At 59.3% G+C, this 26,997-nt stretch carries 9 protein-coding genes and 1 pseudogene; 3 read left to right on the forward strand and 7 right to left on the reverse strand.

The genetic code is table 11. The features are described from left to right. Window positions 1–11 precede the first annotated feature (11 nt). Entirely contained in the window at window positions 12–7,685 is a 7,674-nt protein-coding gene (locus tag KQH60_RS10730; protein ID WP_255779125.1) for an amino acid adenylation domain-containing protein, read from the forward strand. Between the two features lie 499 nt (window positions 7,686–8,184). Here KQH60_RS10730 and KQH60_RS10735 read toward each other — a convergent pair whose 3' ends face one another. From KQH60_RS10735 to KQH60_RS10765, 7 genes and pseudogenes are all read right to left on the reverse strand, one after another. After that, window positions 8,185–18,438, reverse strand: coding sequence for a non-ribosomal peptide synthetase (locus KQH60_RS10735; RefSeq protein ID WP_237576442.1), 10,254 nt, complete (start codon window positions 18,436–18,438; stop codon window positions 8,185–8,187). 462 nt (window positions 18,439–18,900) lie between these two features. Next, window positions 18,901–20,084 (reverse strand): annotated as a pseudogene (locus tag KQH60_RS10740) (IS3 family transposase). Between the two features lie 281 nt (window positions 20,085–20,365). Continuing rightward, window positions 20,366–21,376, reverse strand: a complete 1,011-nt coding sequence (gene dmpG, locus KQH60_RS10745) for a 4-hydroxy-2-oxovalerate aldolase (protein ID WP_237576443.1) — start codon at window positions 21,374–21,376, stop codon at window positions 20,366–20,368. After that, entirely contained in the window at window positions 21,373–22,335 is a 963-nt protein-coding gene (locus tag KQH60_RS10750; RefSeq protein ID WP_237576444.1) for an acetaldehyde dehydrogenase (acetylating), read from the reverse strand. Before KQH60_RS10750 ends, dmpG begins: the two co-directional genes overlap by 4 nt. Before the next feature lie 60 nt (window positions 22,336–22,395). Next, window positions 22,396–23,163, reverse strand: a complete 768-nt coding sequence (locus KQH60_RS10755) for a 2-keto-4-pentenoate hydratase (RefSeq protein WP_237576445.1) — start codon at window positions 23,161–23,163, stop codon at window positions 22,396–22,398. Next, a complete protein-coding gene (locus tag KQH60_RS10760; protein WP_237576446.1) occupies window positions 23,163–23,966 on the reverse strand; it encodes a 2-keto-4-pentenoate hydratase in 804 nt (267 codons plus the stop codon). Before KQH60_RS10760 ends, KQH60_RS10755 begins: the two co-directional genes overlap by 1 nt. 1 nt (window position 23,967) lies before the next feature. Continuing rightward, window positions 23,968–24,177, reverse strand: a complete 210-nt coding sequence (locus KQH60_RS10765) for a tautomerase family protein (RefSeq protein WP_237576447.1) — start codon at window positions 24,175–24,177, stop codon at window positions 23,968–23,970. Window positions 24,178–24,318: 141 nt separating this feature from the next. On the opposite strand from KQH60_RS10765, the gene KQH60_RS10770 reads away from it, so the two are divergent. Further along, on the forward strand, window positions 24,319–25,215 hold the full coding sequence (locus KQH60_RS10770; RefSeq protein WP_237576448.1) for a LysR family transcriptional regulator: 897 nt from the start codon (window positions 24,319–24,321) through the stop codon (window positions 25,213–25,215). A 178-nt stretch (window positions 25,216–25,393) separates the two neighbouring features. Next, window positions 25,394–26,803 (forward strand): hypothetical protein, encoded by a 1,410-nt coding sequence (locus tag KQH60_RS10775; protein ID WP_237576449.1) that lies wholly within the window; start codon window positions 25,394–25,396, stop codon window positions 26,801–26,803. Window positions 26,804–26,997: the final 194 nt, after the last annotated feature.

The following is a 26,997-nucleotide window of genomic DNA, read 5'->3' on the forward strand; positions in this document are numbered from 1 at the left end:
GTCAACACGATCTGGTCATCGGCACGCCGAGCGCGAACCGGGGACACACCGCGATCGAGCCGTTGATCGGCTTCTTCGTGAACACGCTGGCGTTGCGCGTGGACCTGTCGGGTGAGCCCAGTGCGGCGCAACTGCTCGAGCGGGTGCGGCGCACGACATTGGACGCGCAAACGCATCAAGACCTGCCGTTCGAGCAGGTGGTGGAAATCGTGCAGCCGTCACGCCGCCTCGCACATACGCCGCTGTTTCAGGTGATGTTCGCGTGGCAGAACAACGAGACCGAAGCGTGGCAGCTGCCGGAGTTGGAAGTCACGCCAGCGGACTTGGCCTACGATGTGGTCAAGTTCGATCTGGAGCTGAATCTGTATGAGGCGGATGAGGAGATCGTCGGCACGCTGAGTTATGCGACAGCGTTGTTTGAGCGCGCGACGATCGAACGGCACGTCGAATACCTGCAAACGATGCTGCAAGCGATGGTGGCCGACGCGCAGCAACCGGTGGCTCGCGTCGAGCTGCTCACGCCAGCCGAGCGCACCTTACTGCTGCAAACGTGGAACGCGACGCAACAGGATTATCCGGCGCACCAATGCATCCACCAGCTGTTCGAAGCACAGGCTGAGCGCACGCCTGAGGCCACCGCACTCGTGTACGAAGACCAAACGCTCAGCTACGCGCAACTCAATGCACGGGCCAATCGCCTTGCGCATCGGCTGATCGAGTTGGGCGTGCAACCCGATGCGCGCGTGGCAATCTGTGTCGAGCGCTCTCCAGCGATGGTGGTCGGGCTGCTGGCGATTCTGAAGGCAGGGGGCGCGTATGTGCCGCTCGATCCAGCGTATCCGAGCGAGCGCTTAGCGCATATTTTGGCCGATGCCGCGCCCGATATCGTGCTGGCCGATGCGGTGGGCCAGGCCGCACTCGGTGAGGCGGCGCTCGTCAAGTGCACAGTGCTCGATCCTAATGCGCTGCCCAATCGGGCGCACACGAATCCGTCGGTGCCGGGCTTGACGGCCCGCCATCTCGCCTATGTGATCTACACGTCCGGCTCCACCGGCACGCCGAAGGGCGTGATGGTCGAGCATTGCAACGTAGTCAACCTTGCCCAGGCGCAGATCGCGTGTTTTGAAGTTCGTGCAGACAGTAGAGTGTTGCAGTTTGCCTCGTTCAGTTTCGATGCGAGCGTCTCTGAAATCGTGATGGCCTTGGTCAGCGGTGCGGCCTTGTTTTTGCCACCCGATATGGTCCGTCGTGATCAGCATGCATTGTGCAATTATTTGACCTGTCATGCGATTACGCACGCGACCTTACCGCCTGCACTGCTTCAAAATGGCGAAGGGCTGTTCAGCTTTAACCTACCCCTGACGCTGATTCTGGCTGGCGAAGCACCCAGTGCAACACTGACTCGGACCTTAAACGAGCAACACACCGTATTCAATGCATATGGTCCAACCGAGGCGAGCGTTTGTGCGACAGCATGGCGTAGCTCGCGGGACTTTAACGGTGAGGTCATCCCGATCGGCCGGCCGATCGCCAACACACAAGTTTATTTGCTCGATGCCTACGGTCAACCGGTACCATTGGGCGCGGTCGGTGAACTGTATATTGGTGGTGCGGGTGTCGCACGCGGTTATCTGAACCGCCCGGAGCTCACGGCCGAGCGCTTTGTGCCCGATCCGTTCCGCAACTGCGAGGATGCGCGGATGTACAAGACGGGCGATCTGGCCCGCTACCGGCCCGATGGCAATCTGGAGTTCGTCGGCCGCAACGACCATCAAGTCAAGCTGCGTGGCTTTCGCATCGAACCGGGAGAAATCGAGGCCTGTCTCGCTGGGCACCCGCAGGTGCATGACGCTGCGGTGCTGGCGCTGGGCGACGGCGGCGACAAGCGCCTGGTCGCCTATGTGGTGGCCGAACCCGATGACGCGCTGGCCAGCACGCTGCGCGCGCATGTGGCCGCCGTGCTGCCCGAGTACATGGTGCCGGCTGCGTTCATGCGCCTGGATACGTTCCCGTTAACCCTCAACGGCAAGCTCGACCGCCGAGCATTGCCGGCACCCGAGTTTATCTCAGATCACTGCTATCGTGCCCCGCGCACGCCTCAGGAACGGACACTTGCCAAGTTGTTTACCGATGTGTTGGGTGTACCGCGCGTGGGCGTCGATGACAGCTTTTTTGATCTGGGCGGTGACAGCATTCTCTCGATCCAGTTAGTGAGCCGCGCCCGCAAGGCAGGATGGGCGATCACTCCACGCGAGGTTTTCCAGCACCAAAGCGTTGCCGCACTCGCCATTGTGGCCAAGCCGTTGGACGATACACAGCCTGCCGTGGCCGATATCGCTACCGGCGAGGTGCCGCTCACGCCCATCATCCGTTGGTTCCTTGAGTATGACGGGCCTATCGGCCGCTTTAATCAAACGATGCTGCTGCAAGTGCCGGCCGCGCTGCAAGCTGATCATCTGATCACAGCCTTGCAAGCCCTGCTCGATCACCACGACGCGTTGCGCTTACAGCTATTGCCATCGTCTGCACAAGGCGCCGGCTGGACGCTGCAGATTCCGCCTGCCGGAGCGGTATCCGCTAGCGCCTGCCTGCGTCGCGTCGAGATCGCGGAGTTGGATGAGGACGTCCGCCAGGCAAGGATCAGTCAGGAAGCGCAAGCTGCCGAAATCCGGCTCGACCCACAAGCCGGCGTGATGCTGCAAGCGGTCTGGTTTGAGGCGGGCGACGCGCCTGGCCGGTTGCTGCTGACGATTCATCACTTGGTAGTCGACGGGGTATCCTGGCGCATTCTACTGCCCGATCTGGCCAGTGCCTGGCAAGCCGCGCAGGCCGGACAGCCTATCGCGCTCGAGCCCACCGGCACCTCCTTGCGCCGTTGGGCGCAATGGCTCTCGCACGAGGCGCTGAGCGAAACTCGGCATGCCGAATTGCCATTTTGGAAGCGAATGCTGAGTGGCACTGATGCGCTTTTGTCCGCGCGCCCGCTGGACCCCGCGCACGATACCATTGCGACAGCGCAACGTCTAAGCCTAACGTTACCTGCCACGCTCACCTCGCCGTTACTCGGCGCAGTGCCGGCGCGCTTTCACGGGCGTGTCAATGATGTACTGCTGAGCGCGTTCGCGTTGGCGGTGGCCTGCTGGCGGCAACGTCAAGGGCATTATCACCCTGATGTCCTGATTGATCTGGAGGGACATGGCCGCGAATCCCGTGACGTGAGCCTGGATTTGTCGCGTACGGTGGGCTGGTTCACGAGTCTTTTTCCGGTACGGTTCGAATTGGATGAATTAGAGCTCGAGGCGGCCTTGGAGGGCGGCCCCACGCTGGGCCGGTTGGTAAAGCGCGTCAAGGAACAACTCCGCGCATTGCCGGATCATGGCTTAGGCTATGGCCTATTGCGATATTTGAATGCCGAAACCGCGCTGCATCTCAAGCATTTGCCGATGCCGCAGATCAGCTTTAATTATCTGAGCCGCTTTGCCGCTCCCGAAGCGCAAGACTGGGAACCGGCGCCTGAGAGCACGTTGGTTGGGGGGAGTGATCCGGCCATGCCGCTGTTCCACGCGATCTCATTGAACGCATTCACGCTAGATCGCCCCGACGGGCCCGAGCTCATGGCCAACTGGTCTTGGGCAGGCGCGCTTTTCACCGTCGAGCAAATGCAAGATCTGGCACAGACCTGGTTCCAGATTTTGGAAACCCTGGTCGCCTACGCTGAGCAGCCCTATGCGGGCGGCTTGACGCCCTCGGACGTACCGCTCGTGAGCCTCAGCCAGGACCAAATCGAGCAATTGGAAGCAACGCAAGCTGGACTCGAGGACATTCTGCCGCTCTCCCCATTGCAAAAGGGTCAACTCTTTCACGCCCTCCAGGCTGACCAGGGATCAAATGCTTATGCGATGCCGATGATTTTCGATCTGGAAGGCACGCTGGACAGTCAGGCCCTTCAAGCCGCGATACAGGCGCTGCTGCAACGCCATGCCAGTCTGCGCGCCAGCTTTGTGCACCAAGGGCTGAATGAGCCAGTCCAGGTGATTCCGCGCACCGTCCCGCTGCCTTGGCAGGAGAGCAACCTCAGCGGACTGGATGACGCCGCGCGTGAAGCAGCCTATCAGCGCTTTTTACAGGAAGTCTGCTCACGCCGCTTCAATCCTAGCCAGCCACCACTGTTACGTTTCGGTTTAGTCCGTCTGACGTCGAACCAATCTCGATTGGTTTTGGTATGTCATCATATCTTGCTGGACGGCTGGTCGATGCCAGTGCTGATCCAGGAGTTGTTCGCGTTATATGCCAATGGCGGTGATGGGCACGCGCTGCCGCGCGTGACACCCTATCGGGACTACCTGGCTTGGCTCAAGGCACGCGATCACGCGACTGCTGAACGCGCTTGGCGCGAGGTGCTCGCAGGACTTCAGGAACCGACCCGTCTCGCACCCGCACGGCTGACCACATCGACACTCCAAGAAAGCTTGACTTGGACGCTATCCGAGACGCTTACTCACACGCTAAACCAGCAGGCTCGCCAGCAGCGCCTCACACTGAATACCTTGGTGCAAGGCGCTTGGGGTCTCTTACTGACCCACCTAACGGGGCGCGACGATGTGGTCTTCGGTGTGACCGTGGCCGGGCGGCCGCCCGAATTGCCGGGTATCGAGCACATGGTGGGGCTATTGATCCACACCCCGCCGTTACGCTTCCAGTGCAGCCCGATGCAGCCTATCGCCGATGTGTTGGCGCGCCTCCAAGATCAGCAAATTTGCCTGCTTGAACATCAACACCTTGATCTTGCCGATATCGAGCGTGTGACTGGACTCGGTCAGCTGTTCGACACGCTGGTCGTGTTTGAAAACTACCCGGTCGATCACCGTGCGGGGCAGGCGGTGGATAAGCTAAGGATCGTGGGTATCAGCGGCAGCACCGCGACGCATTATCCGCTCAGTTTGACCGCCGTCCCGGGCGCACAGTTGTCATTCCAATTGGGTTATCGCCCTGACCTATTCGATCGTGAGACGGTCGAGCGGCTGATACAGCGCCTGATTCGCCTCTTCGAGGCCATTGCGCAGGATCCCGACCAGCTCGTTGGGCGCATCGAATGGCTCGATGCCACGGAACGGCAGCAGTTATTGGTCGACTGGAACACCACTGCGCGTCGGATACCCGAGACAACACTGTCCACGTTATTCGAAGCGCAAGTGACCCAGACGCCCGACGCCATCGCTCTGGTCTTTAAGGATCGATTGCTCAGCTATACCGAACTGAATGCGCAAGCCAACCGACTCGCGCATTGCCTGATTCGGCAAGGCATCGAGCCAGAGACACCGGTTGCGATCCTCATGCCGCGCACGCCTGAGCGGATCGTGGCCACCCTGGCCGTGATCAAGGCTGGCGGTACTTATATACCGCTGAATGACACGGATCCGGACAGCCGGTTACAAGCCGTACTGTGCGAGACGCGCGCGCGGCTCTTGCTGACAGACCGTACCTTGCAAGCACGCGGCAAAATACATGATGCCCGTATCATTGTCGTCGATGCTGATCCCTCGGCGGCTCGCGAACCGAGCCATAATCCGGCCCCGGCCTGCGCCCCTGAACAGTTGGCCTGTCTGACGTACGCCTCGGATTGCACCGGTCAGCCCAAGGGGATTGGCATTACCCATCGCAATGTGCTCAATTTGGCATTGAACGGGCCCCTGGCGGGAACACGAGAGTGCGTACTGTTGCATTCGCCGCCGACCTTCGGTGCGTCGATGTATGAACTGTGGACGCCGCTGCTTACCGGGGGGCAGGTGGTCATTGCCCCTCCAGACGCGCTTGACGTACCGGCCTTACAAGATGTAATCCAGCGTTACCAGGTCAGTGCGCTTTGGCTCACCACAGGATTGTTTCATCGAATGACCGAAGGCGATCCGAGCTGTCTCGGGACGGTGCGCCACGTGTTGGTGGAAGGCGAAGCCCTCTGCGCCGATGCAGTGCAGCAGGTGCTCGACTCGTGTCCCGAGATGAGTCTCATCCATGATTATGGGCCAACGGAGATCACCGCCTTCGCGATCTGTCATGCAATGCGAACGGCAAACTCAGAACAAGCCACTGTGCCGATCGGTACCCCGCTGGGCAACGTACAAGCTTACGTTTTAGACGCAGGTCTGAGGCCCGTTCCTGTCGGCGTGCCCGGAGAGTTGTATCTCTCAGGCGACGGGGTGGGCCGAGGCTATGTTCACCGCCCGGGATGGACAGCCGAGCGCTTTGTGCCTCATCCGTTCGGTCCGGAGGGCGCGCGTTTGTATCGCACGGGCGATCTCGTGCGTTGGCGGCCAGATCGAACGCTGGACTTCATCAGTCGCACCGATCGGCAGGTCACGATCGATGGCTGGCGCATTGAGCCTGGCGAAGTGGAAGCCGCGCTGCGCCGCCATCCGGCCGTGGCGCAAGCCGCGGTCATTGCCCGCAAGGATAGCGCGGGCCACAAACAACTCATTGGCTATGCAGTCCCTCATCAGCCTAGCGCAGAAGGCGGAGCACGCATCGAGCCGGCGGATCTGCGCCAGTATGTGGCAACACAATTACCCGCGCCGATGGTACCAGCCGCTGTGATATGGCTAGACAGCTTGCCGCTGATGTCCAACGGCAAGCTTGACCGCAAGGCACTTCCAGCATGGGATGCATGGGAGTCGATGTCATCCCAAACACCGATGGAAAAGGCGCTAGCTGAATTGTGGGCAGAGATCTTCGGATTGAAGAAGGTGCATCGCCACGACAACTTCTTTGATCTGGGCGGTCATTCACTGCTCGCAATGCGGCTTATCAGTCGTATCCATGCGCGCCTGAACGTCAGCATCACGATCCGGACTTTGTTCGAAGCGCCGAGCGTCGCTGAGTTGGCACAGCGCTTGATCATGCTGGACGGCGTACAAGAGAATGCCTTTGCCGTCCTGCTTCCCCTCCAACCGAAAGGCACTCGCCCACCGCTTTTCTGTATTCATCCCGGCGGCGGCTTGAGCTGGAGTTATATCGGTCTGTCGAGACACTTAGGTGCCGATCAACCCGTCTATGGCTTGCAAGACCGTGGATTCGATGGCGCCGTGCCACTGGCGGAAACAATCGACGCGATGGCGTCGGACTACATCGAGCACATTCGCCGCATCCAGCCTAACGGACCTTACCATTTGCTAGGATGGTCCTTCGGTGGCTATGTGGCGCACAGCATGGCGACTCAACTCGAACAGCAGGGCGAAAGCGTGGCGCTGCTGGCTTTGCTCGATAGCGATCTGAACCCCGACCGCTTGAGCGATGAGCGGGAACTCGACCAAGATGCGATATATGCTCTAGTTGCTTCTCACTATGGGGATGAAATGATTTTTGCCATAGATGAGCGGCTATGGGAAAACGCCTGTAAGGTTATGCAAAACCACAGACGTATTCGGAGGATATTTTCCCCATCCATTTATAGCGGCGATGCGCTCTTCTTTCGTGCAACCATAGCAGAAGATGGATTCCATACGCTCGCTTCCTCCAACGAGTGGAAACCATATGTGCTTGGGAATATCGCAGTCTATGATATTCATTGCAAACACGCAGACATGGTTCAGCCAGAACCGACCGCGGAAATCGGTCGCATTCTGGCGCGCAAGCTGGAGGAGCTAACAAAGATTCAACCATCCCCAAAAGCAGGAGAAATTTTAGAATGACTCATTCATTAGTTAATCTCAATAACACCTTTCTGGCTTGGGCCGACGACGCAAACGCGCACTCATTGGGGCGAGTTTTGTCGAGGTGCCGACGGGCTGGCGGACCGTGGTCAATAGCAACTTAGAAGTGGCTCTTCCCCACTTTGTGTGAAGTTTGCGCGGCGAATTAGCACCGATTCAACACACGGGTGCGAAATAACTGGAAGCCGGTGTCTGGCGGCTGAACTGTTGAGGGCGCAGCCGCCGCTATCATGCGGCTACTTGCGAAGCCAGCATGAAAAAAGACGGAGAAAACAAATTGTTGCGGGAAGAACGGCGCAAAGGAGCGCGCTAGAAGCTGGCTGCAGCGCGCACAAGCATGAGCGAACGTACGGCCCACCCACGGGAGCGCAAGGGAACTTTCCCCTTGCGCTACCCGATAAGGCCCATACTGACAGTAGCCAATCTCAGCCCAATTCACACGCTGACTCGGCCGGCAGGTTCAAGGCGGCAGTGTTGATCATGCCGCTTGTAGCGCATTCAGCTTCTGGCGCAAAATGCGACCAATCTGTGCAGTAGGCACGGGCAATTCCATGTCGTAATGTTGGCAGGCGATGTCATGAACCTCAATATTGCCTAACACGTAAGGCTGCCAGACTTCCGGTGAGATGGGTTGAGTCCATGCATCTCGTGCCATTGTCGCCCTAAAAAACAGCATATCGCCACCATAAGTACGTGGCGAAAAATTTTGAACGAGCTGCACATTATTTTGAAGTACTGCACGGGTTTTCTCCCACAAATAATGGCCAGCTTCCGACAGACTGCCTGCAGCGTGGCGTACAAACAGATGATAAAAATCGTCTTCGGTGATCTTTGACTTATTATCCCGTTGCACATAATCTGGCGTCGCATCGAGCACCGCTAGCAACGCGACCCGCTCACCCTGTTGTTCAAGCTGCGTTGCCATGCTATGGACCACTTTTCCGCCAAATGACCAACCTAGCAGATAGTAAGGCCCGCGTGGTTGGATACGGCGGATCTGCTGAATATAGTCTATCGCCATCGCTTCGATCGTGACGGCGGGCAACGAGCCACCGTCGAGTCCACGAGCTTGTAGGCCATAGACCGGTTGATCTGCCTCCAAATGGCTCACCAGGCCTCGATAGTGCCAACTTAACCCAGTCACAGGATGGACACAGAAAAGCGCAGGCCGAGCGCCATGAGGTTGAATTGGCAGTAGCACAGCAAAGGACTCGTCCTGCACGTTCTCTTGTACCGATACACGCTGCGCTAGCGCGGCAAGGGTCGGTGCTTCAAACAGAACGGGCATCGGAATGGAGACACCCAAAGCGGTGCGGCTCCGACTGATCATCTGCACCGCGAGCAGCGAATGGCCACCGAGCGCAAAGAAGTTATCGTGCCGGCTGATCCTCTCCACACCCAGCAACTCGGACCAGATCTCGGCCAACGTGGCCTCGAGCTCCCCCTGTGGTGCCTCATACGCTTGATGCGCAAACGCGTCAGCGCTGGGTGCCGGCAACGCTCGCCGATCCAGCTTGCCGTTCGGTGTCAGTGGCAATGCATCGAGCCGCACAAACGCACTGGGCACCATGTACTCGGGCAACGCTGCTGCCACATGCGTGCGCAAGGTGCCCGCTAACGCGTCATCGGGATCGGCCACCACATACGCGACTAGCCGTTTATCTTGTCCTTCGCCCCTGGCCAGCACGACCGCGTCGTGCACCTGCGTATGCTGGGTCAGACACGCCTCGATCTCGCCCAGTTCAATGCGAAAGCCGCGAAGCTTGACTTGATGATCGTTGCGGCCCAGAAACTCCAAGTTTCCATCAGGCAAGTAACGCGCCAAATCCCCGGTCTTGTACATCCGTGCATCGGGCTCGCCCACGAATGGGTCGCGCACGAAACGCTCAGCGGTCAACTCCGGGCGATTCAGGTAGCCGCGCGCCACCCCCGCGCCACCGATATACAGCTCACCCACCGCGCCCAACGGTACCGGCTGACCGTAGCGATCGAGCAAGTAAATCCGGGTGTTTGCGATCGGACGACCGATGCAACGCCCGTGATCACTCTCATCTACTACTTCATATATCGTAACGATAACCGTCGTTTCAGTCGGACCATAAGTATTCAATAAGCGCGCCCGATGGCCTCCAGCTAACCATGCACTTTGTGTCGATGCGCTTAATGTGTCTCCGCCAATGAGAATCGCACGTACGCTGCTTGCAACAGCCGCTTTTTCCTGAATTAATTGTGCCCAGAACTGAGTGGGTAAATCTACCAAGCTTATGCGGTTTGCTTCGCAAAGATCCCAAAATTGCTTGGCGTCTGCCAGCCAAGCATCCGTTCTCAAAACTAACGTTGCGCCATAGCATAAAGTGCAAAAAATTTCTTCGACTGAGGCGTCGAAAGATAACGAAGAAAATTGCAAAAGGCGATCTCGCGAACTCAGTCCAAGTCGCTGCGCCATTACTATTCCATGGTTGACTACACCACTGTGCTGAACCAAAACGCCTTTGGGTATGCCGGTGGAACCGGACGTATAGATCACATACGCGAGATGCCGGGACGTCAGTGCCAGCACCGACGGATTGGTGTCCGCCCGCGCCGGCAATACATTCGGATCGAGCACCGTGCGATGAGCCAAGGCCGCCTTACCCAGCGCCGCCCGGCCCGCTGCATCAGCCAACACAATGTCCGGCGCCGCATCCGTGAGGATATGCGCGAGCCGCTCGTCCGGATACGCGGGATCGAGCGGCACATACGCGCCCCCTGCCTTCAGGATCGCCAGCAGCCCCACCACCATCGCAGGACTACGCTGCACACAGATCGCCACCCGGGCATCGGGCTGCACACCCAGTTCGATCAACTGATGCGCCAAGCGATTCGCTTGTGCATTCAACTGGGCGTAGCTCAGCGTTTGCTCCTCGTAGACCAGCGCCATCGCCTCGGGCGTGCGCTCCACTTGTGCTTCAAACAGCTGGTGAATGCATTGGTGCGCCGGATAGTCCCGCTGCGTCGCGTTCCACGTCTGCAGCAACAACGTGCGCTCGGCCGGCGACAGTAACTCGACGCGCGTCACAGGCTGTTGAGCGTCAGCGGCCATCGCCTGCAACATCGTCTGCAAATATCCGATGTGTCGCTCGATCGTCGCGCGATCGAACAGCGCCGTCGCATAGTGCAGAACGCCGACCATCTCTCCACCGGCTTCGTGCAAGTGCAGATTCAGATCGAATTTGGCCACGTCGTAAGCCCAATCCGCTGGCGTGACCTCTACCTCCGGCAAGTCCCACACAGCACGCTCGTTGCTCTGCCACGCGAACATCACCTGGAACAGCGGCGTATGCTCGAGCCGCCTCGGCGGCTGCACAATCTCCACCACCTGCTCGAACGGCACATCCTGATGCGCTTGCGCTTCCAGCGTCGTGCGTCGCACCCGCTCAAGCAGCTGTGTGGCGCTCGGCTCGCCCGACACATCCAGGCGCAACGCCAACGTGTTCACAAAAAAGCCAATCAACGGCTCAATCTGAGGATGGTGGCGATTGGCGCTCGGCGTGCCAATGACCAGATCCTCCTGCCCCGACAGCCGCGCGAGCACCGCGCTCCACGCGGCGAGCACCGTCATGAATAGCGTCGCGCCATGCGCTTGGCTTAAACGCTTCAGCGCTTGCGTGATGGACGCATCGATCCGAATCGGCACGTAGGCGCCGGCAAACGATTGCTGCGTCGGACGCGGCCGGTCGGTCGGCAATGCCAGCAACACCGGTGCATCGGCCAGCGCCATGCGCCAGTACTCGCTTTGCGCCTTGAGCCGCTCACCCGAGAGCCACTGACGCTGCCACGCCGCATAATCCGGATATTGGATCGTCAGCGCTGGCAGCGGATCCGCCTGTCCGTCACAGGCGGCGCGATACAACGTATTCAGTTCGCGCACCAGCACGCCGATTGACCAACCATCCGACACGATATGGTGCTGCACAAGCAGCATCACGTACTCGTCATCGGCCAACTGCACCCCGCACGCACGCATCAACGGGCCATGCGCCAGATCAAACGGCACTTGGGCCGCCTCAGCACTCAGTCGCACCAACTGGGCCTTCGCGTCACGCACGCCGCGCAGGTCATGCCAGGTCATCGGCATCCCCGCCTCGGCGGGCAACAGCTGCACCTGCGGCTGACCCTCGACGCTGACGAACACCGAGCGCAGCGCTTCGTGACGCGCCCACAGCGCATCCAGCGCTTGTTGCCACGCCACTCGGTTCAAGGTACCGCGCAGGCGCAATGCCATCGACATATGATACGACTCGCTCGCACCATCGAGCTGTGCGAGGAACCACAGCCGTTGCTGCGCGAACGACAACGGCAACGCCCCGTCACGCGAGATCGGCGTGATCGCGGGTAGCGCCGCACCGTCTGACGTGCGTTGCGCCTCGAGTACGGCAGCTAAGCCGGCCAATGTGGGTGCAGCAAACAACGTCGCCAGCGGCAATGTGATGCCCAGCGCAGCTGCCCGGTTCATCAAGCGCACCGCCAGCAACGAATGCCCACCGAGCGCGAAGAAGTTATCGTGCCGGCTGATCCTCTCCACACCCAGCAGCTCGGACCAGATCTCGGCCAACGTGGTTTCAAGCACACCCTGCGGTGCCTCATACACTTGATGCGCGAACGCCTCGGCGCTGGGCGCCGGCAGCGCACGCCGGTCCAGCTTGCCGTTCGGCGTCAAGGGGAAGGCGTCAAGCTGCACAAACGCACTGGGCACCATGTACTCGGGCAACACTGCCGCCACATGCGTGCGCAATGTATTGGCCAGTTGCTCATCGGGCTCAGCCACCACATATGCCACCAGCCGCTTATCTGGGCCTTCGCCCACGGCCAGCACCACTGTCTCGCGCACCTGCGCATGCTGAGTCAAGCATGCCTCGATCTCGCCGAGCTCAATGCGAAAGCCCCGGATCTTAACCTGATGGTCGTTGCGACCCAGAAACTCCAAGTTCCCATCGGGCAAGTAACGCGCCAAATCGCCCGTCTTGTACATCCGCGCATCCGCCTCGTCCACGAACGGATCGCGCACAAAGCGCTCGGCCGTCAATTCAGGGCGATTCAGGTAGCCATGTGCCACCCCTGCGCCACCGATATACAGCTCGCCCACCGCGCCCAGCGGCACCGGCTGACCGTAGCGATCGAGCAGGTAAATGCGCGTGTTCGCGATCGGACGCCCAATAGGAATGCTTGTATCCTGTTTGACATTGCGCACCTCATACCAACTCGCGTAGGTGACTGTTTCCGTTGGGCCATACACATGTAGCAGGTGCCGCGGCTTTGCTTGCTGTAGAACGCGGAACACGCATCGCGGATCCGCATTTTCCCCTCCAAACAACAAGTAATGCAGATCACTAAAAGCCTCAACCTTCTCTTTAACCATCTGGTTAAAGAGCGCCGTCGTCAAGAATAGTACTGTCACACCACTTTGCTTGAGCTTACGGGCCAACGTGGCAGGAGAAAGCAAAGTCTCCCGCTCGATAACCTCGATGCGTGCCCCATTCAACAGCGGTGCCCAGATCTCGAAAGTCGTCGCGTCAAATGCCAGGTTCGATGCGAGCGCGAAGACGGCTCCCGGCTCAACTTTTATGTAATCTGTATTTCGCACCAACCGAACCACGCCTTGATGATGGACCATCACGCCTTTGGGCACACCGGTGGAACCCGACGTATAGATCACATACGCCAGATGGCGGGATGTCAGATCCGGCACCACCGGGTTCGTCTCCGCCTGCGCCGGCAGCCGATTCGGGTCCAGCACCGTGCGATCGGTCAAGGCCGCCTCACCCAGCGCCGCCCGGCCCGCTGCATCCGCCAACACAATGTTCGGCACCGCATCCGCGAGAATATGCGCGAGCCGCTCGCCTGGATAACTTGGATCGAGCGGCACATATGCCCCACCCGCCTTCAGGATCGCCAGCAGCCCCACCACCATCGCAGGACTGCGCTGCACGCAGATCGCCACCCGGGCATCCGGCTTTACACCCAGTTCAATGAGCTGATGCGCGAAGCGATTCGCCTGTGCATTGAGCTCCACGTAGCTCAGCGTCCGCTCTTCATACACCAACGCCGGCGCCTGTGGCGTGCGCTCCACTTGTGCTTCAAACAGCTGGTGAATACATTGATGCGCCGGATAGTCCTGCTGCGTCGCGTTCCACGTCTCAAACAGTAAGGTGCGCTCCTCGTTGGGTAGCACCTCCAGCTGCTCGACCGGCCACTCGGGTGTCGTCTCCAGTGCCTCAGCCAGGCTCTCTAGCACCTGCTGCATATACCCGCACACCCGATCCGCGTCCAACGACGTCACCACCTGCGCCGTCAGTCCCAGCGCTTGACCGAAATCTTCGACCGACAGTGCCAATGGGTAATTGGTGCGCTCCTGCGCGCTCAAGAGTTCAACGCCCGGCAGCCTGCCGCTCTCACCGGTGCTAACCGCATTGTGCCGATAATTGAGCAGCGCACTGAACAGGGGCGTGCCCACCGGCACCCCGCTACAGCGCTGTGCCAGCGCCAATGACGCATGCTCATGCTCGAGCAGCGCCGCCAGGCGCGCATGCGTCGCACGCACCGCGGCCTCCACACTGCCATCCAGGTCCACTCGCAGCGGCAGCGTATTGATAAACAGTCCCATCGCACTGTCGGCGCCCTCACCCGCTTGCATCCGCCCGAATAGCACTGTCCCAAACACCACGTGCTGTTGGCCGCTGGCGCGCGCGAGCACTTGCGCCCACGCTAGGTGACACAAGCTCGCGAGGCTCACGCCCAACCGCTTCGCGTGCGCGCGCAGCCGATCGTTCAGTGCTTGGGGCAGCATCCAGTGCGCTTCGGCAACCTGTACGCCGTCTCGATGCACGTCCGTCAGGCCAAATGGCAGCGTCGGCTCCTCAATATCCGCAAGTTGCTCGGTGAAGAAACGCTCATGCCCAGTTTGACTGACACCCAGGCGCGCCTGCGCCACCAGGTTACGGAACGGTTGTGCTGCTGGCAGCGTTTCACCTTCACCTTCGATAAACGCACGCACCTCCGCGTGCATCACCTCCAGCGTCGAGTGATCGCCAATTAAGTGATGCAGCAGCTGGACCGCTAACCACCGGCCATCGGTATCTTGTGCAATCGCAAAACGCAGCAGCGGCGCTTGCGTCAGGTCCAGCCGCGTATGACGCGGATCGAAGCGTCGCGCCAACTGCTCGGCAATCGGCCCCTCCTTCGCATCCAACGTCAGTTCGATCACCGATAGCGGCGCCTGTCGCCAAACCACTTGCGCAGACGTGGACAGCCCTTCCCAAACAAACGCGGTGCGCAGAATGTCGTGCCGGTTGATAACCTGCTGAACGGCAGCCAAATACTGATCAAGCCGCTCGCGCGAGTCAAAGGCCAGCTGCGCAATCGCCAGGTACGGGTCGCCGTCAGTGGCCAACAGATGGTGAACCAGGATGCCGTCCTGCAATGGTGACAACGCATAGATGTCCTGGATGTTCGCGACACCACCGGGCACCTGTTCAACGATCCGGTCAATCTCGGCCTGCGTCAGCTCGATCAGCGGCAGCAAGTCTGGTGTGAGCGCCGTCGTCTCACGCGTGATGCGATTCGCTGGCACCGCCACGTCGCGATGCTGACCCAACGACTGGGCCAGAACGCTGAGCACCGGTGTATCGAACAACGTACGCACCGACAACTCCAAATCAACACGCCGCAAGCGCTCGATTAACCGTATTGCGAGCAGTGAATGCCCACCGAGCGTGAAGAAATTGTCGTGCCGACCGACTCGTTTGACACCCAGCAACTCGCTCCAGATCGCCGCTAGCGCGGTCTCGAGCTCGCCTTGTGGCGCTTCATACACTTGCAGCGCAAAAGCCGCGCCATCCGGCGCCGGCAGCGCACGCTGGTTCAGCTTGCCACTCAGCGTCAAAGGCAGCGTGTCAAGCTGCACGAACGCGACCGGCACCATGTAATCCGGCAGCGTTTGGCTCAGATAGGCTTTGAGTTCGACCGGTGTCATTGCCCCACCGTCAGCCGCGACCCAATAGGCCACCAAACGTCTGTCACCCAGATGATCCTCGCGTGACACCACCACTGACTGCGCGATGCTCGGATGCTTGACCAATGCCGCTTCGATTTCGCCAGGTTCGATGCGAAAGCCCCGAATCTTGATCTGCTGATCCACGCGGCCGATATATTCCAACTGCCCATCCAAGCGCCATCTTGCCAGGTCACCTGTTCGGTATAGCCGTTCGCCGGGGCTCAATGGGCTCGGTATAAAGCGTTCGGCACTCAGCTCAGGTTGATTGATATAGCCACGCGCCACTCCCGGACCCGCAATATACAATTCGCCCGTCACGCCGATCGGCATGAGCTCTAAATGCTGTCCCAGAACATAGACTCGCACATTGGGCACCGGCCGACCGATCGGCACCCTTCCTTCCTGCTGGGCGTCGGCCTTGAACCACGTTGACGCCATCGTGCATTCGCTTGGCCCGTATTGATTGACCACTGTGACTTGAGGGCCAAACGCCTTATGCACCTGTTCGCATACACTGGCCTCTAGTGGCTCACCAGAGGTCAAGATAGTGTTCAACGACGATGCAATGGGACCCGCCGGTACGGTTTCACAAAGACCGCGCAAAAAGCTTGGCGTGATACTCAGCAATTTCGTCACCGACCTTTCGCGAATCGCTGATAGATAGCGGCCTGGCTCTTTCGCCTGTTCGTTTGGCACCATGATCACGCGCGCGCCTGCTGTCAACGGACCAAACAAGTCGCGCATACAGGGGTCAAAGGCAAGACCCGTAATATTTAAAATAGTATCCGCACACGTGATGGCGTAATGGCGAGTCAGAAAACTTAAATAATTGACAACGCCACGATGCGAATGCATCACGCCTTTAGGCTGCCCTGTCGAACCTGAGGTATAAATAATGTAAGCAAGATGCTCGGCGGTGACCCCACTGTCGGGAGGTGTTTTGGGACACGCGGCAATCTTGGCCCAATCCGTATCCAAATCAATACGTCGTGCCTTAATTTCAGGCAGCCTCGCTTCAAGGTGGGATTGCGTCACCAACACCGCGACGCTCGCCTGGCGCAACATAGACGCTAAGCGCTCGGCCGGATGGCTGGGATCCAGCGGCAAATACGCGCCGCCCGCCTTCAGAATGCCTAATAGACCAATGATGGCCTCCAGCGAGCGCTCGGCGCATAGCCCCACCACGGCTTCCGGACCCACGTCTAAGGTACGCAGGTAATGCGCCAGTTGGTTTGCCCTATCGTTTAACTGCGCATAGCTCAGCGTCTGGTTCTCATAGACCAACGCCGTCGCCTCGGGCGTGCGCTCCACTTGTGCTTCAAACAGCTGGTGAATACATTGGTGTGACGGATACGCCTGTTGTGTCGCGTTCCACTCCACCAGCAGCCGATGCCGCTCTTCAGCATCGAGCAGATCGATTTGGCCAATCGGTTGCGTTGCATTCGCAGCCAGCGCGTGCACGAACCGAACGAACCGACGCTGATGCGCGTCGAGCTCTTTCACCGTATAGCATGCGGGATTCGCGTTAAAGTCGATCCGTAATTGACTACTGCCCGGGGCCCAATAGACATCAAGCACCAGATCGTCAACCGGACCATTGAGCAGATTATGGTTCGTCGACGGATAACCATCGAACGACATATCGTAGTCGAACGGCATCACATTAACCGTGGCACCGAATAGCGCTTGTCCTGGAGGCAGTTCCAATCGGCACCGTAACGCCTCGCTCGGGTAGCGTTGGTATCGGAAGCCGCGCTGGATCTGCTGCGCGGCTTGCTGCAGCAATGACGACAAGTTCATTCCCGACTGCATTGTGAACTGCAGCGGGATATCATGCGCCAGCGTGCCGGGGATGTACCGATCCGCGCCCAAGCGAGCCGTCACTGGCAAGCCCAGCACCACATCCTGCACGCCGGTCATCCGATGCAAATACACGGCCAGCGCAACTGTAAGAATCTGGGCTAACCGACCTGTATCCGTCATAAAGTCGCCCAGCGCCTGAGTCGGCAGGTAAGCTGTCTGGCGCAGCCGGTGCTGCAAGAGTGGTGCGGCACGACTCACCAGCGTCGTGGGCTCGGTCCAATCGGCGCATTGCTTGAGCCAATACGCTTCGTCTCGTTCTCGCTGAGCGGATGCCTGCTGCGCATCGCTGTCCAACAGCTGCAGAACCGAGCCAAACGCACACGGCTCAGGCTTCTTGCCTGCGCGCATCGCGCTGTACACCTGCGAGACGCGTTGCGCGATGAGCACAGCACCATAGCCATCTATGATGATATGGCAATAACGCTGATACCAAATCCATTGTCCAGAAGCGGCTTTCAGTAACGCATAGCAAAAGAGCGGACCTTGCACGAGATCCACCGGCTGCTCATAATCGGCGCGCATCCAGGCTTGCGCGCTTGTGTGAGGATTAGCCTCTGCACTAAGATCCAACACCGGCATCGACCATGCGGGTGAGCCAATTGCTTGCCGCAGCCCCTCGCTACTATCAAAAAATTGCAAGCGCAGGCTGTCCACCTCACCGATGACTTGGCACAATGCGGCTTCAAACACAGCCGGATCAATCGCGCCTTCGATCACTGTGTATTGGGCAATGTTGTTGGCTGGAATGTCTGGATGAAGCTGCTGCGCGAGCCAAATTTCCTTTTGCTCAGAAGAAAGCGAATACGTCGCAAGGGGTGTCGCGCTAACAGCCATCAATTTATCTCCAATTCAGATCAAAGATTTATTCGATTTGAGATACATGGTTCGCCCTTCCCCCACGTATTAAGGTACCGTCAAGGTTCGGGATATATTGTACGTCAGCGGCCCGTAATGTAACCTTTACCCGGCTTACCTTGGCGCAAAATTGCTTATCAGGTGCAACTTCGACCAGGGCTGCATCTTTTAGCTGCTTGATTCGATTAATTGTGCACTGCAGTTATCGTAATGCAATGAACTCCACCCACCCGAACCACAGCGGCATAATCCGTCTAGCCGAGTAGCGAGCGGCATCAAACCAATATGAGAAAAGGAATCCTTATGAATTACATAGCTACCGTGATCGGTCTGTATATTTCGAAGGATGCATTCGTTGACGCGACAATCAGGGGTATGAGACGTTCAGGAAGAAGCTCTCCCGATATCTGAACTGACCCCGCAAAGTTGGACAGTTTCGGAAAGCTAGGGTTGACTGGACTGGGTCCTGTATTGCACAGGACTCAGCCCTTTTAGTTTGAGTTTGATGCGATCGTGGTTGTAGTCGTGGATATAGCATGCCAGACTGGTCTGCAGTTCATCCAGGTTGCGTAAGCGCTCAAGATGGAAAAGCTCGGACTTGAGCGAGCCGCGTCAATCGCGCCAGCGCCTTTTTGAGCATCGTGCTCACCATCTCGAACGCCGCACGGCGGCTGCTCTCGTAAGCGACGATCTCGCCGTTGTACAAGTCCAGCACCGGCGAAAGGTAAAGCTTGTGCCCGCCCACATTGCATTCGGTGACGTCGGTCACCCACTTCTCGTTTGGACGCTGAGCGTGGAACTGACGCTGCAAGACATGAGGCGCAACGCGGCCAACGCTGCCCTTGTAGGAGCGGTATTTCTTGACGCGCACTAGAGATTTTAGCCGCAGTTCATGCATCAGACGCTGAACGCTCTTGTGGTTGATGACTTGTCCAAGGTTGCGCAACGCGAGCGTGATACGCCGATAGCCATAGCGGCCCTTGTGCTGCTCGAACAGCGTAAGGATCTTGGTCTTCAACTCAGCGTACTTGTCGGCGGCGCTCAGCGCCTTTTGCTGGTATTAAAACGTGCTGCGCGCCAAGCCGGCGACCTTCAGCAAGCCTTCCAGAGGATACTGCTGCCTTAGCGCGAGCACGATTTGCGCTTTTTGCGTTGCGCCGCTTGTTGCTGCGCTTGAGCCAAGGCTTCGAGCTTTTTTAGATACGCGTTCTCCATGCGCAAGTAGTTCAACTCCTCGAGTAACGCTTGACGAGTGCGTGTGTCGCCATCGGGCGAAGGGGGCACTGTGGTCGGCCGTTCTGGCATTTTCTTGGAGCGTCCTGGCGGGCGTTGCGACAATGCATCTACGCCCCCTCATCATACTGACGTCTCCACAGGCCGATAATGGCACGGTTGCGAATATCGAACCGCGCAGCCGCTTCGCGATCTGATAGGCCTTCGCTACGGATTTGCTGCAAAACAAACAGCTTGAGCTCTCGGCTATAGCGCGCGTACTTGCGCTTGACGCTAACGGCGCCATGCACCCAGTACCCGTGTACCCACTTGCGTATCGTCGTTTCATCTACGCCATGCCAACGAGCCATGTCGCGCAGTCCTGCTTAGCCAGATTCATACTCCTCGATGATCAATCACTTGAACTGCTCCGTGTACTTCGCCATGAGAAACACCCCAAAGGTTGGATCGGCGTCCAACTTTTGGGGTGCAGTTCATATCAAGTACTGGCTTTTTTCGCAAGAGCGAGGCAGGCCGAGGTGCTAAGCTGTTCAGCGCCGCGGCAACGCAAGCGCCTCGTGCAACACATCGAAAATTTGCGCGTCAAACTGAAATCCGAAACGACTGAACATCAATTCCCAGGCTTGGCTCGGCGTGACGTTGTGCAACGTCGGGTCGTCGGTATTCGGGTGCAGACTTAGCGAAGATCGAGTGCGACATCGACGATCATGTCTTCCTGGCCGCCCACCATCTTGCGGCGGCCAAGTTCGACCAGGATGTCAACGGTCTTCAGGCCGTACTTCTGCGCGGCCACCTCAGCATGGCGCAGAAAACTCGAATACACGCCGGCGTAGCCGAGCGCAAGCGTCTCGCGATCGACGCGCACTGGGCGGTCTTGCAACGGCCGCACCAGGTCATCGGCTGCGTCCATCAACTGATACAGGTCGCACCCGTGATTCCAGCCCTGCTTGTCGGCAGCCGCAATGAATACCTCGAGCGGCGCATTGCCCGCCCCGGCACCCATTCCGGCTAGGCTCGCATCGATGCGATCACATCCTTCTTCGACCGCAACCAGCGAATTGGCCACGCCCAGGCTCAGGTTATGGTGTGCGTGGATGCCGGTCTGCGTATCGGCACGCAGCACCTCTTTCAGCGCGCAGAACCGATCACGCACGTCGCTCATGCCGAGCGCGCCACCGGAGTCGACCACATAGATACAGCGCGCGCCATAGCTTTCCATCAGCAGCGCTTGCTCGGCCAGCTTCTGCGGCGTGGTCATGTGGCTCATCATCAGGAAACCGACTGGGTCCATGCCCAGTTCTCGGGCGTACTCCAGGTGTTGCCGCGAGACGTCAGCCTCGGTACAGTGCGTCGCCACGCGCACGACACGGGCGCCGGCATCGTACGCATTGCGCAGATCGTGGATCGTGCCGATGCCGGGCAACAGCAGCGTGGCGATTTTGGCCCTCGTCACGCTTTGCGCAGCGGCCTCGATCCATTCAACGTCGCTGTGCGCGCCGAATCCATAGTTGAAGCTAGAGCCCTGCAGCCCGTCGCCATGCGCGACCTCGATGCTGTCCACGCCGGCGCGGTCCAACGCGGCCGCGATCGCGCGCACGTTTTCCACGCTGTACTGATGCCGTATGGCGTGACTGCCGTCGCGCAACGTCACGTCGGAAATATACAGTTTCTTGTCGGTATAGCTCATTGTGCGGTCTCCCGATGGCCGCGCGCCATGCCCGCGTCGAGGCGGCGGCGCGCGATCAAGTCGCCGCATGCAAGCGCGGCCGACGTCATGATGTCCAGGTTGCCGGCATACGACGGCAGATAGTGCGCCGCGCCTTCGACCTCCAGGAACACGGACGTCTTCAGGCCATGCGTGGGTCCGATACCTGGCACATTCAGTGGACGCTGCGGCACAATCTCGTCGAATTGGACCTTCTGTTTGAGCCGGTAGCCGGGCACGTATGCCTGTACGCTCTGCACCATTTGCTCGATGCTTTGCTCGACCAACCGCGTATCGACGTGCTCGGACAGCACAAACACCGTATCGCGCATGATCAGCGGCGGCTCCGCCGGATTGAGGATAATGATTGCCTTGCCGCGCGTGGCACCGCCCAACGACTCGATCGCACGGCGCGTGGTCTCGGTGAATTCGTCGATGTTTGCGCGCGTACCGGGTCCCGCAGACTTGCTGGCAATCGACGCGACGATTTCCGCGTAGTGAACCTTAGCCACACGCGAAACCGCCGCCACAATCGGTATCGTCGCCTGGCCGCCGCACGTGACCATATTGATGTTCGACGCGGTCTCGGCCTGCAGGTTAATCGCCGGGATCACGAACGGCCCGATCGCGGCCGGCGTCAGGTCGATCACCTGCACGCCATGGGCCTGCAGGATCTCATTGTGCCGCGCATGCGCACCGGCAGACGTCGCGTCGAACACGATGTCGACGTCGTCAAACACGTCCATCTCGAGCAATCCATCGATGCCCCGCGCAGTCGTCGCCACGCCGAGTCGAGCAGCCCGCGCCAATCCGTCGGACTGCGGATCGACGCCCACCATCGCACCCATCTGCAGGTGCTTGCCGTTACGCATCACCTTGATCATCAGGTCGGTGCCGATATTGCCCGAGCCGATAATGGCGACCTTCACCTTTTGCGTCATGCTTGTACTCCAATCGTACGATTTCTTGCTAAGCGGCGCGCGTTGCGAAGCACGCGCCGCTTAGCCAGCCACGTGGAATCCGGCGCTGCCCAGCCGCTCGACGTCGATCGACACATACTGACCCGGCGCGATGTACTCAGCCGAAGTCGCGCCACCCGCCATCACAATCCAGCCGGCCTGCAGCGGCTCGCCGGCCTGCGCGGACAAGCGCGCGGCCGCCACTAGCGAACGCAGCGGGTGGCCGAGCAATGCCGCGCTCGAGCCGACTTGCCTGACTCGTCCGTCGATGTTTAGTGTCAAGCCCAGGTTCGAAAAGTCGATGTGCGGATCGCACCACGCGCCGATCACAAAGCCACTGGACGACGCGTTGTCAGCGATCACCTCGGGCAATGTGAACTTGAAGTTTTTGTAGCGCGAATCGATCACCTCGATCGCCGGTGCGATCGCCTCCACGGCGGCCAGCGCCGCAGGGGCTGTCACCTCTGCGGGCAGCGGCCGCTTAAGCAGAAATGCAATCTCCGGCTCCACGCGCGGATGCACGAAGCGCTTGAATGACACCGATGCGCCTTCCTCGAGCTGCATGGCGCAGGTCAGCCTGCCCCAGATCACATCGGACAATCCCATCTGAAGCATCTTCGCGCGACTCGTGAAACCCATCTTCACGCCCACTCTGCGCTCGCCGCGCGCAAGCCGCCGCGCAATGGACGCGGCCTGAATCGCGTAGGCGTCTTCCAACGACAGACGAGCGTCGAGATCGAACTGCTCGACCTCGTGCGCGTCGCGCGCCGCCGTATCGAGCAGTGTGGCGTATTCAGTAATGAAGCTCATCAATAGGCCTCGTTCGGATCACGTTCAAAAACTGCCCGCACGGAACCCACGCCATTGATGCGAGCTTGGACAACGTCGCCGGGCACGATCGGGACCATCGGCCCAAGCGCACCGGACAACACTAGGTCGCCGGCTTTGAGCGGCGTGCCCAAAGCCGCCATCGTGCGTGCGAGCCACACGAGTGCATTGACAGGGCTGCCCAGGCATGCGGCGCCCGCGCCGACCGACACCGGCTCGCCGCGGCGCTCCATCACCATGCCGCACAACCGCATATCAAACGCGGCAACGCTTACCGGCGTACTGCCTAGCACGAAAGCCCCCGACGACGCGTTGTCGGCGATCGTATCGGTGATCCGGATATTCCAATTCGCGATGCGGCTGCCGACGATCTCGATCGCCGGCAACGCATAGTCGATGGCGCGCAGCACGTCCACATGACTGGGACGGGCCGCCTTGATATCCTGACCGATGATGAACGCGATTTCGGCCTCGGCCTTCGGTTGTGCGAGCATCGACGTGGGAATCGGCTCGCCGTCGCCAAAGCCCATGTCATCGAACAGCATGCCGAAGTCGGGCTGGTCCACGCCGAGTTGCTGCTGCACTGCGACCGATGTAAGGCCGATCTTGCAGCCGATCACGCGCTGCCCGCGCGCGATACGCCACTGGGTGTTCTCACGTTGGATTGCATAGGCCGAATCGATCGACAACGACGGCCAGGTGTCGCGAAGTGGTGCAATGTACTCGCCGCTGCTGGCTGCTGTGCGCAGCGCCGCAGCCGCCTGCTGAATCTGTTGTGGCGTCATGTCAGGCTCCCCGCTGCGGCTGCGCGGCCGTTTCATCTTTCGTGTGCGCACCCATCGCCCAATGCATAGACGGCACTTGGGTTGCATACACACGCACGCTCTGCAGCGGTGCGCCAAGTGTCTCGTGCACCGTGACGGCGACCGCCTTGACGCAGGCCTTGACCGCGGCTTCACTGCGGCCCTCGACCAGCGAGATATGGACGATTGGCATCGTGCTTCCCTTGAAGTACTGAATCTGTCAGGCGCGAACGCGCCAGCACAGTAACAATCTTGCCAACCGCCGGACATACCGTCCAATACTGTTTTTTTACGTTACGATACTGAAACGGTATGGCATAACGAGATGCAAACGATGGATCTGAAGCAAATGCGGTACTTCCTCGCAGTCGCACAAGAACGCAATTTCGGACGCGCCGCGCAGCGGCTGCATATTGCACAGCCGCCATTGACGCGACATATCCATGCCATGGAGGCGCAGTTGGGCGTCACGCTGTTCGTGCGCAGCGCGCGCGGCGCAGAGTTGACCGAGGCGGGACGCACGCTACTGGCCGAAGTGCCCAACATCCTGGCGCTTGCCCAAAGAGCGACCGAGCAGACACAACTCGCCGGCCAGGGGCTGATCGGACGACTGGACGTGGGCATCTTCAGTTCCGGCATCCTGCAGGTGATTCCGCAGTTGCTCGCCACCTTTCATACTGAGCGGCCACGGATCAAGATAGGGCTGCACAATCTGACCAAGGCCCAACAACTCGATGCGCTGCGCGAGCGCCGGATCACGATCGGCTTCAACCGGCTGGTGCCGCACGATGACGATATCGCCGTCGAGAAAGTACTCGAGGAGCCGTATCTCGTCGCGCTATACGAGGGTCATCCGCTATGCAAGAAGGAGCGAATACGACTACGCGAGTTGGACGGCGAGCCGATGATCCTGTATCCGAACGCACCCGTGCATGGGCTCGCCCAGGAAATCGCGGCCGCCTTTGAGCAAGAACGTGTGACGTTGCGGGTGGAACAGGAGGTGGAGGATGTGGTGACCTGCATCGCGCTGGTGGCCAGCCGGTTCGGCGTCTGCATCACCACGGCTTCCGCTGCCAATCTGCGCTTGCCGGGCGTCACCTACCGGCCGCTGCAGTCGCGACGCATGCGCCACATCGAACTCAGTTGCCTGTATCGGCGCGACGACGATACGCCGATTCTGCATGCCTTCCTGGACGTGATCCGGCGACGCCGCCATGCCGGCAAGCACTAGGGGTCGTTAACACACAATAAATGTGTTTCCATTTTGATTCTCAAGGGGAATCGGGATGGTGCGCAGACTGATGAGTGACACGTAATGGGCGAAGATCGACTATCTGTTCGCTTTTGACTATTTTATGGTGCAGCATCGCTTCGCGTTGCATGTATCTGACCTCTTACCGAGCTTGCCAATGGACTTTGATCTAAACGCCGCTTTAAACAACCAGCAGACCTATCTGTGCGCGTTGGCAGCCTGCCCGGCACCCGCCGGCTCGACGCCGCCGCCATTGACGCCGTCAAGCGGTGCCCTGGCTGGTAGGTCGGCCACCGGGCCCACCACCTATCAGGACCTACCGCCCGAAGTGATTCAGCGGATCGGTGACTACGTGCCCATTCAAAACATGGGACATTTCTCGGCAATCGATCGCCATACGTATCGTTCAATGCATGACCGGCGGCTTGTCTGGCACTATTGGCAACGTGCTAACCAAGCCACGAGCTTGGCGTCAGTCAACCAGCTGCTCGATGAGATGGAGCGCACCCTCCACCAGCCAACGCAGCAGGTCGAGCCCATTGACTCGCTGCGCCGGCGTCTGCGCACGTTGCCGCAGGCCGAGCGCCTCGACGCGTTTAAGCGAGTGTTCTCGGCCGCGGACCGCATTCCAAAATACGGCGTGCGGATACAAAGGATAATGCTGCTCACGTTACGTCATCTTTTCGATAACCGTGCATTGTCTGGGCACGAGTTTCAGGAGTTGTTCGACTTTGCTCACGCAATGGCAGCGCAGCGCGGGCCCGAACAAGAAAATTTCTGGCCGGAACTGGCATACGCATTAGCGACTAGCTGGGCTTGCCCGTTCGACGCGTTTCTTGGGTATTATCAGGCGTTTTTATCTCGGTTGCCATCGTTAAGCGTAACTGAGCAAGCGGCATTGATTCCGGTATTGTGCAAAGCCTTATTTTATTTTAGACCTAGAGAATGGCGCGTGAACATTCCTGAACTGCATGCGGCCTTACGCGAACGGGCCCGGCAGCTGCCACCTTCTCATCAAGGCGCGTCAGTCGGCGCGTTGGCAAGCAAAGTTTGGAGATTGCCGCCAGCGGAGCAATTCACGATCTACGCAGAGCTGCGCGATTGGGCCTTATCGCTGCCCGACGATCAGTGGGGAGCCGCCCTATCGCTGCCAGGCGAGGAGTGGGGGGCCCCGCAGTGTTTCCTAAAAGGACTCTATAGGTTGCCGCCCGAACTACGTGCGCAGGAGTTCGCGCTAATTGAGCCCCAGCTGGCGCGCGTACCCGCGGCACAGCGTGAGCAGGTGGCGCTTGGATTGCTTTTCGATATCCATCTCCATAATTTGGATAATGCGCTGGCGCAGCGGGTGTGGCAGCAGGCGTTAAGTCTGCTCAATGGCGTGGATGCGGCAACGTTCTCGCGCTTTCTTTGCAAGCTTCGGGAGAACGCTCCAATAGCTCCGCACTTTCACCAATGGCCATTGGTTAAGGCTGAGATTATCCGCTTTATACAAACCAATCAATTTTCTGAGGCGGCGCGGACACAAATCGGCAATAGTATGCCGTGGCTCAAAAGTGAGTTGCCTTAACAGCAGCTTCGGCACGCACAACTTGGCCGGCTGCAACGTCAGTCTGACGCTAGGCTAGCCATCATTGACATCGCCACGATACTGTGATTCTATTGCTCATATGAACCGCGCACCGATCCGTCTATCGCTACGACTACTAGCCTGCTTGTTCGGGCTAGGTCTGTTTGCGCGCGCTTCATGGCAGCTTCATTAAC

This window comes from Mycetohabitans sp. B8, from assembly GCF_021991875.1.
GTDB lineage: Bacteria > Pseudomonadota > Gammaproteobacteria > Burkholderiales > Burkholderiaceae > Mycetohabitans.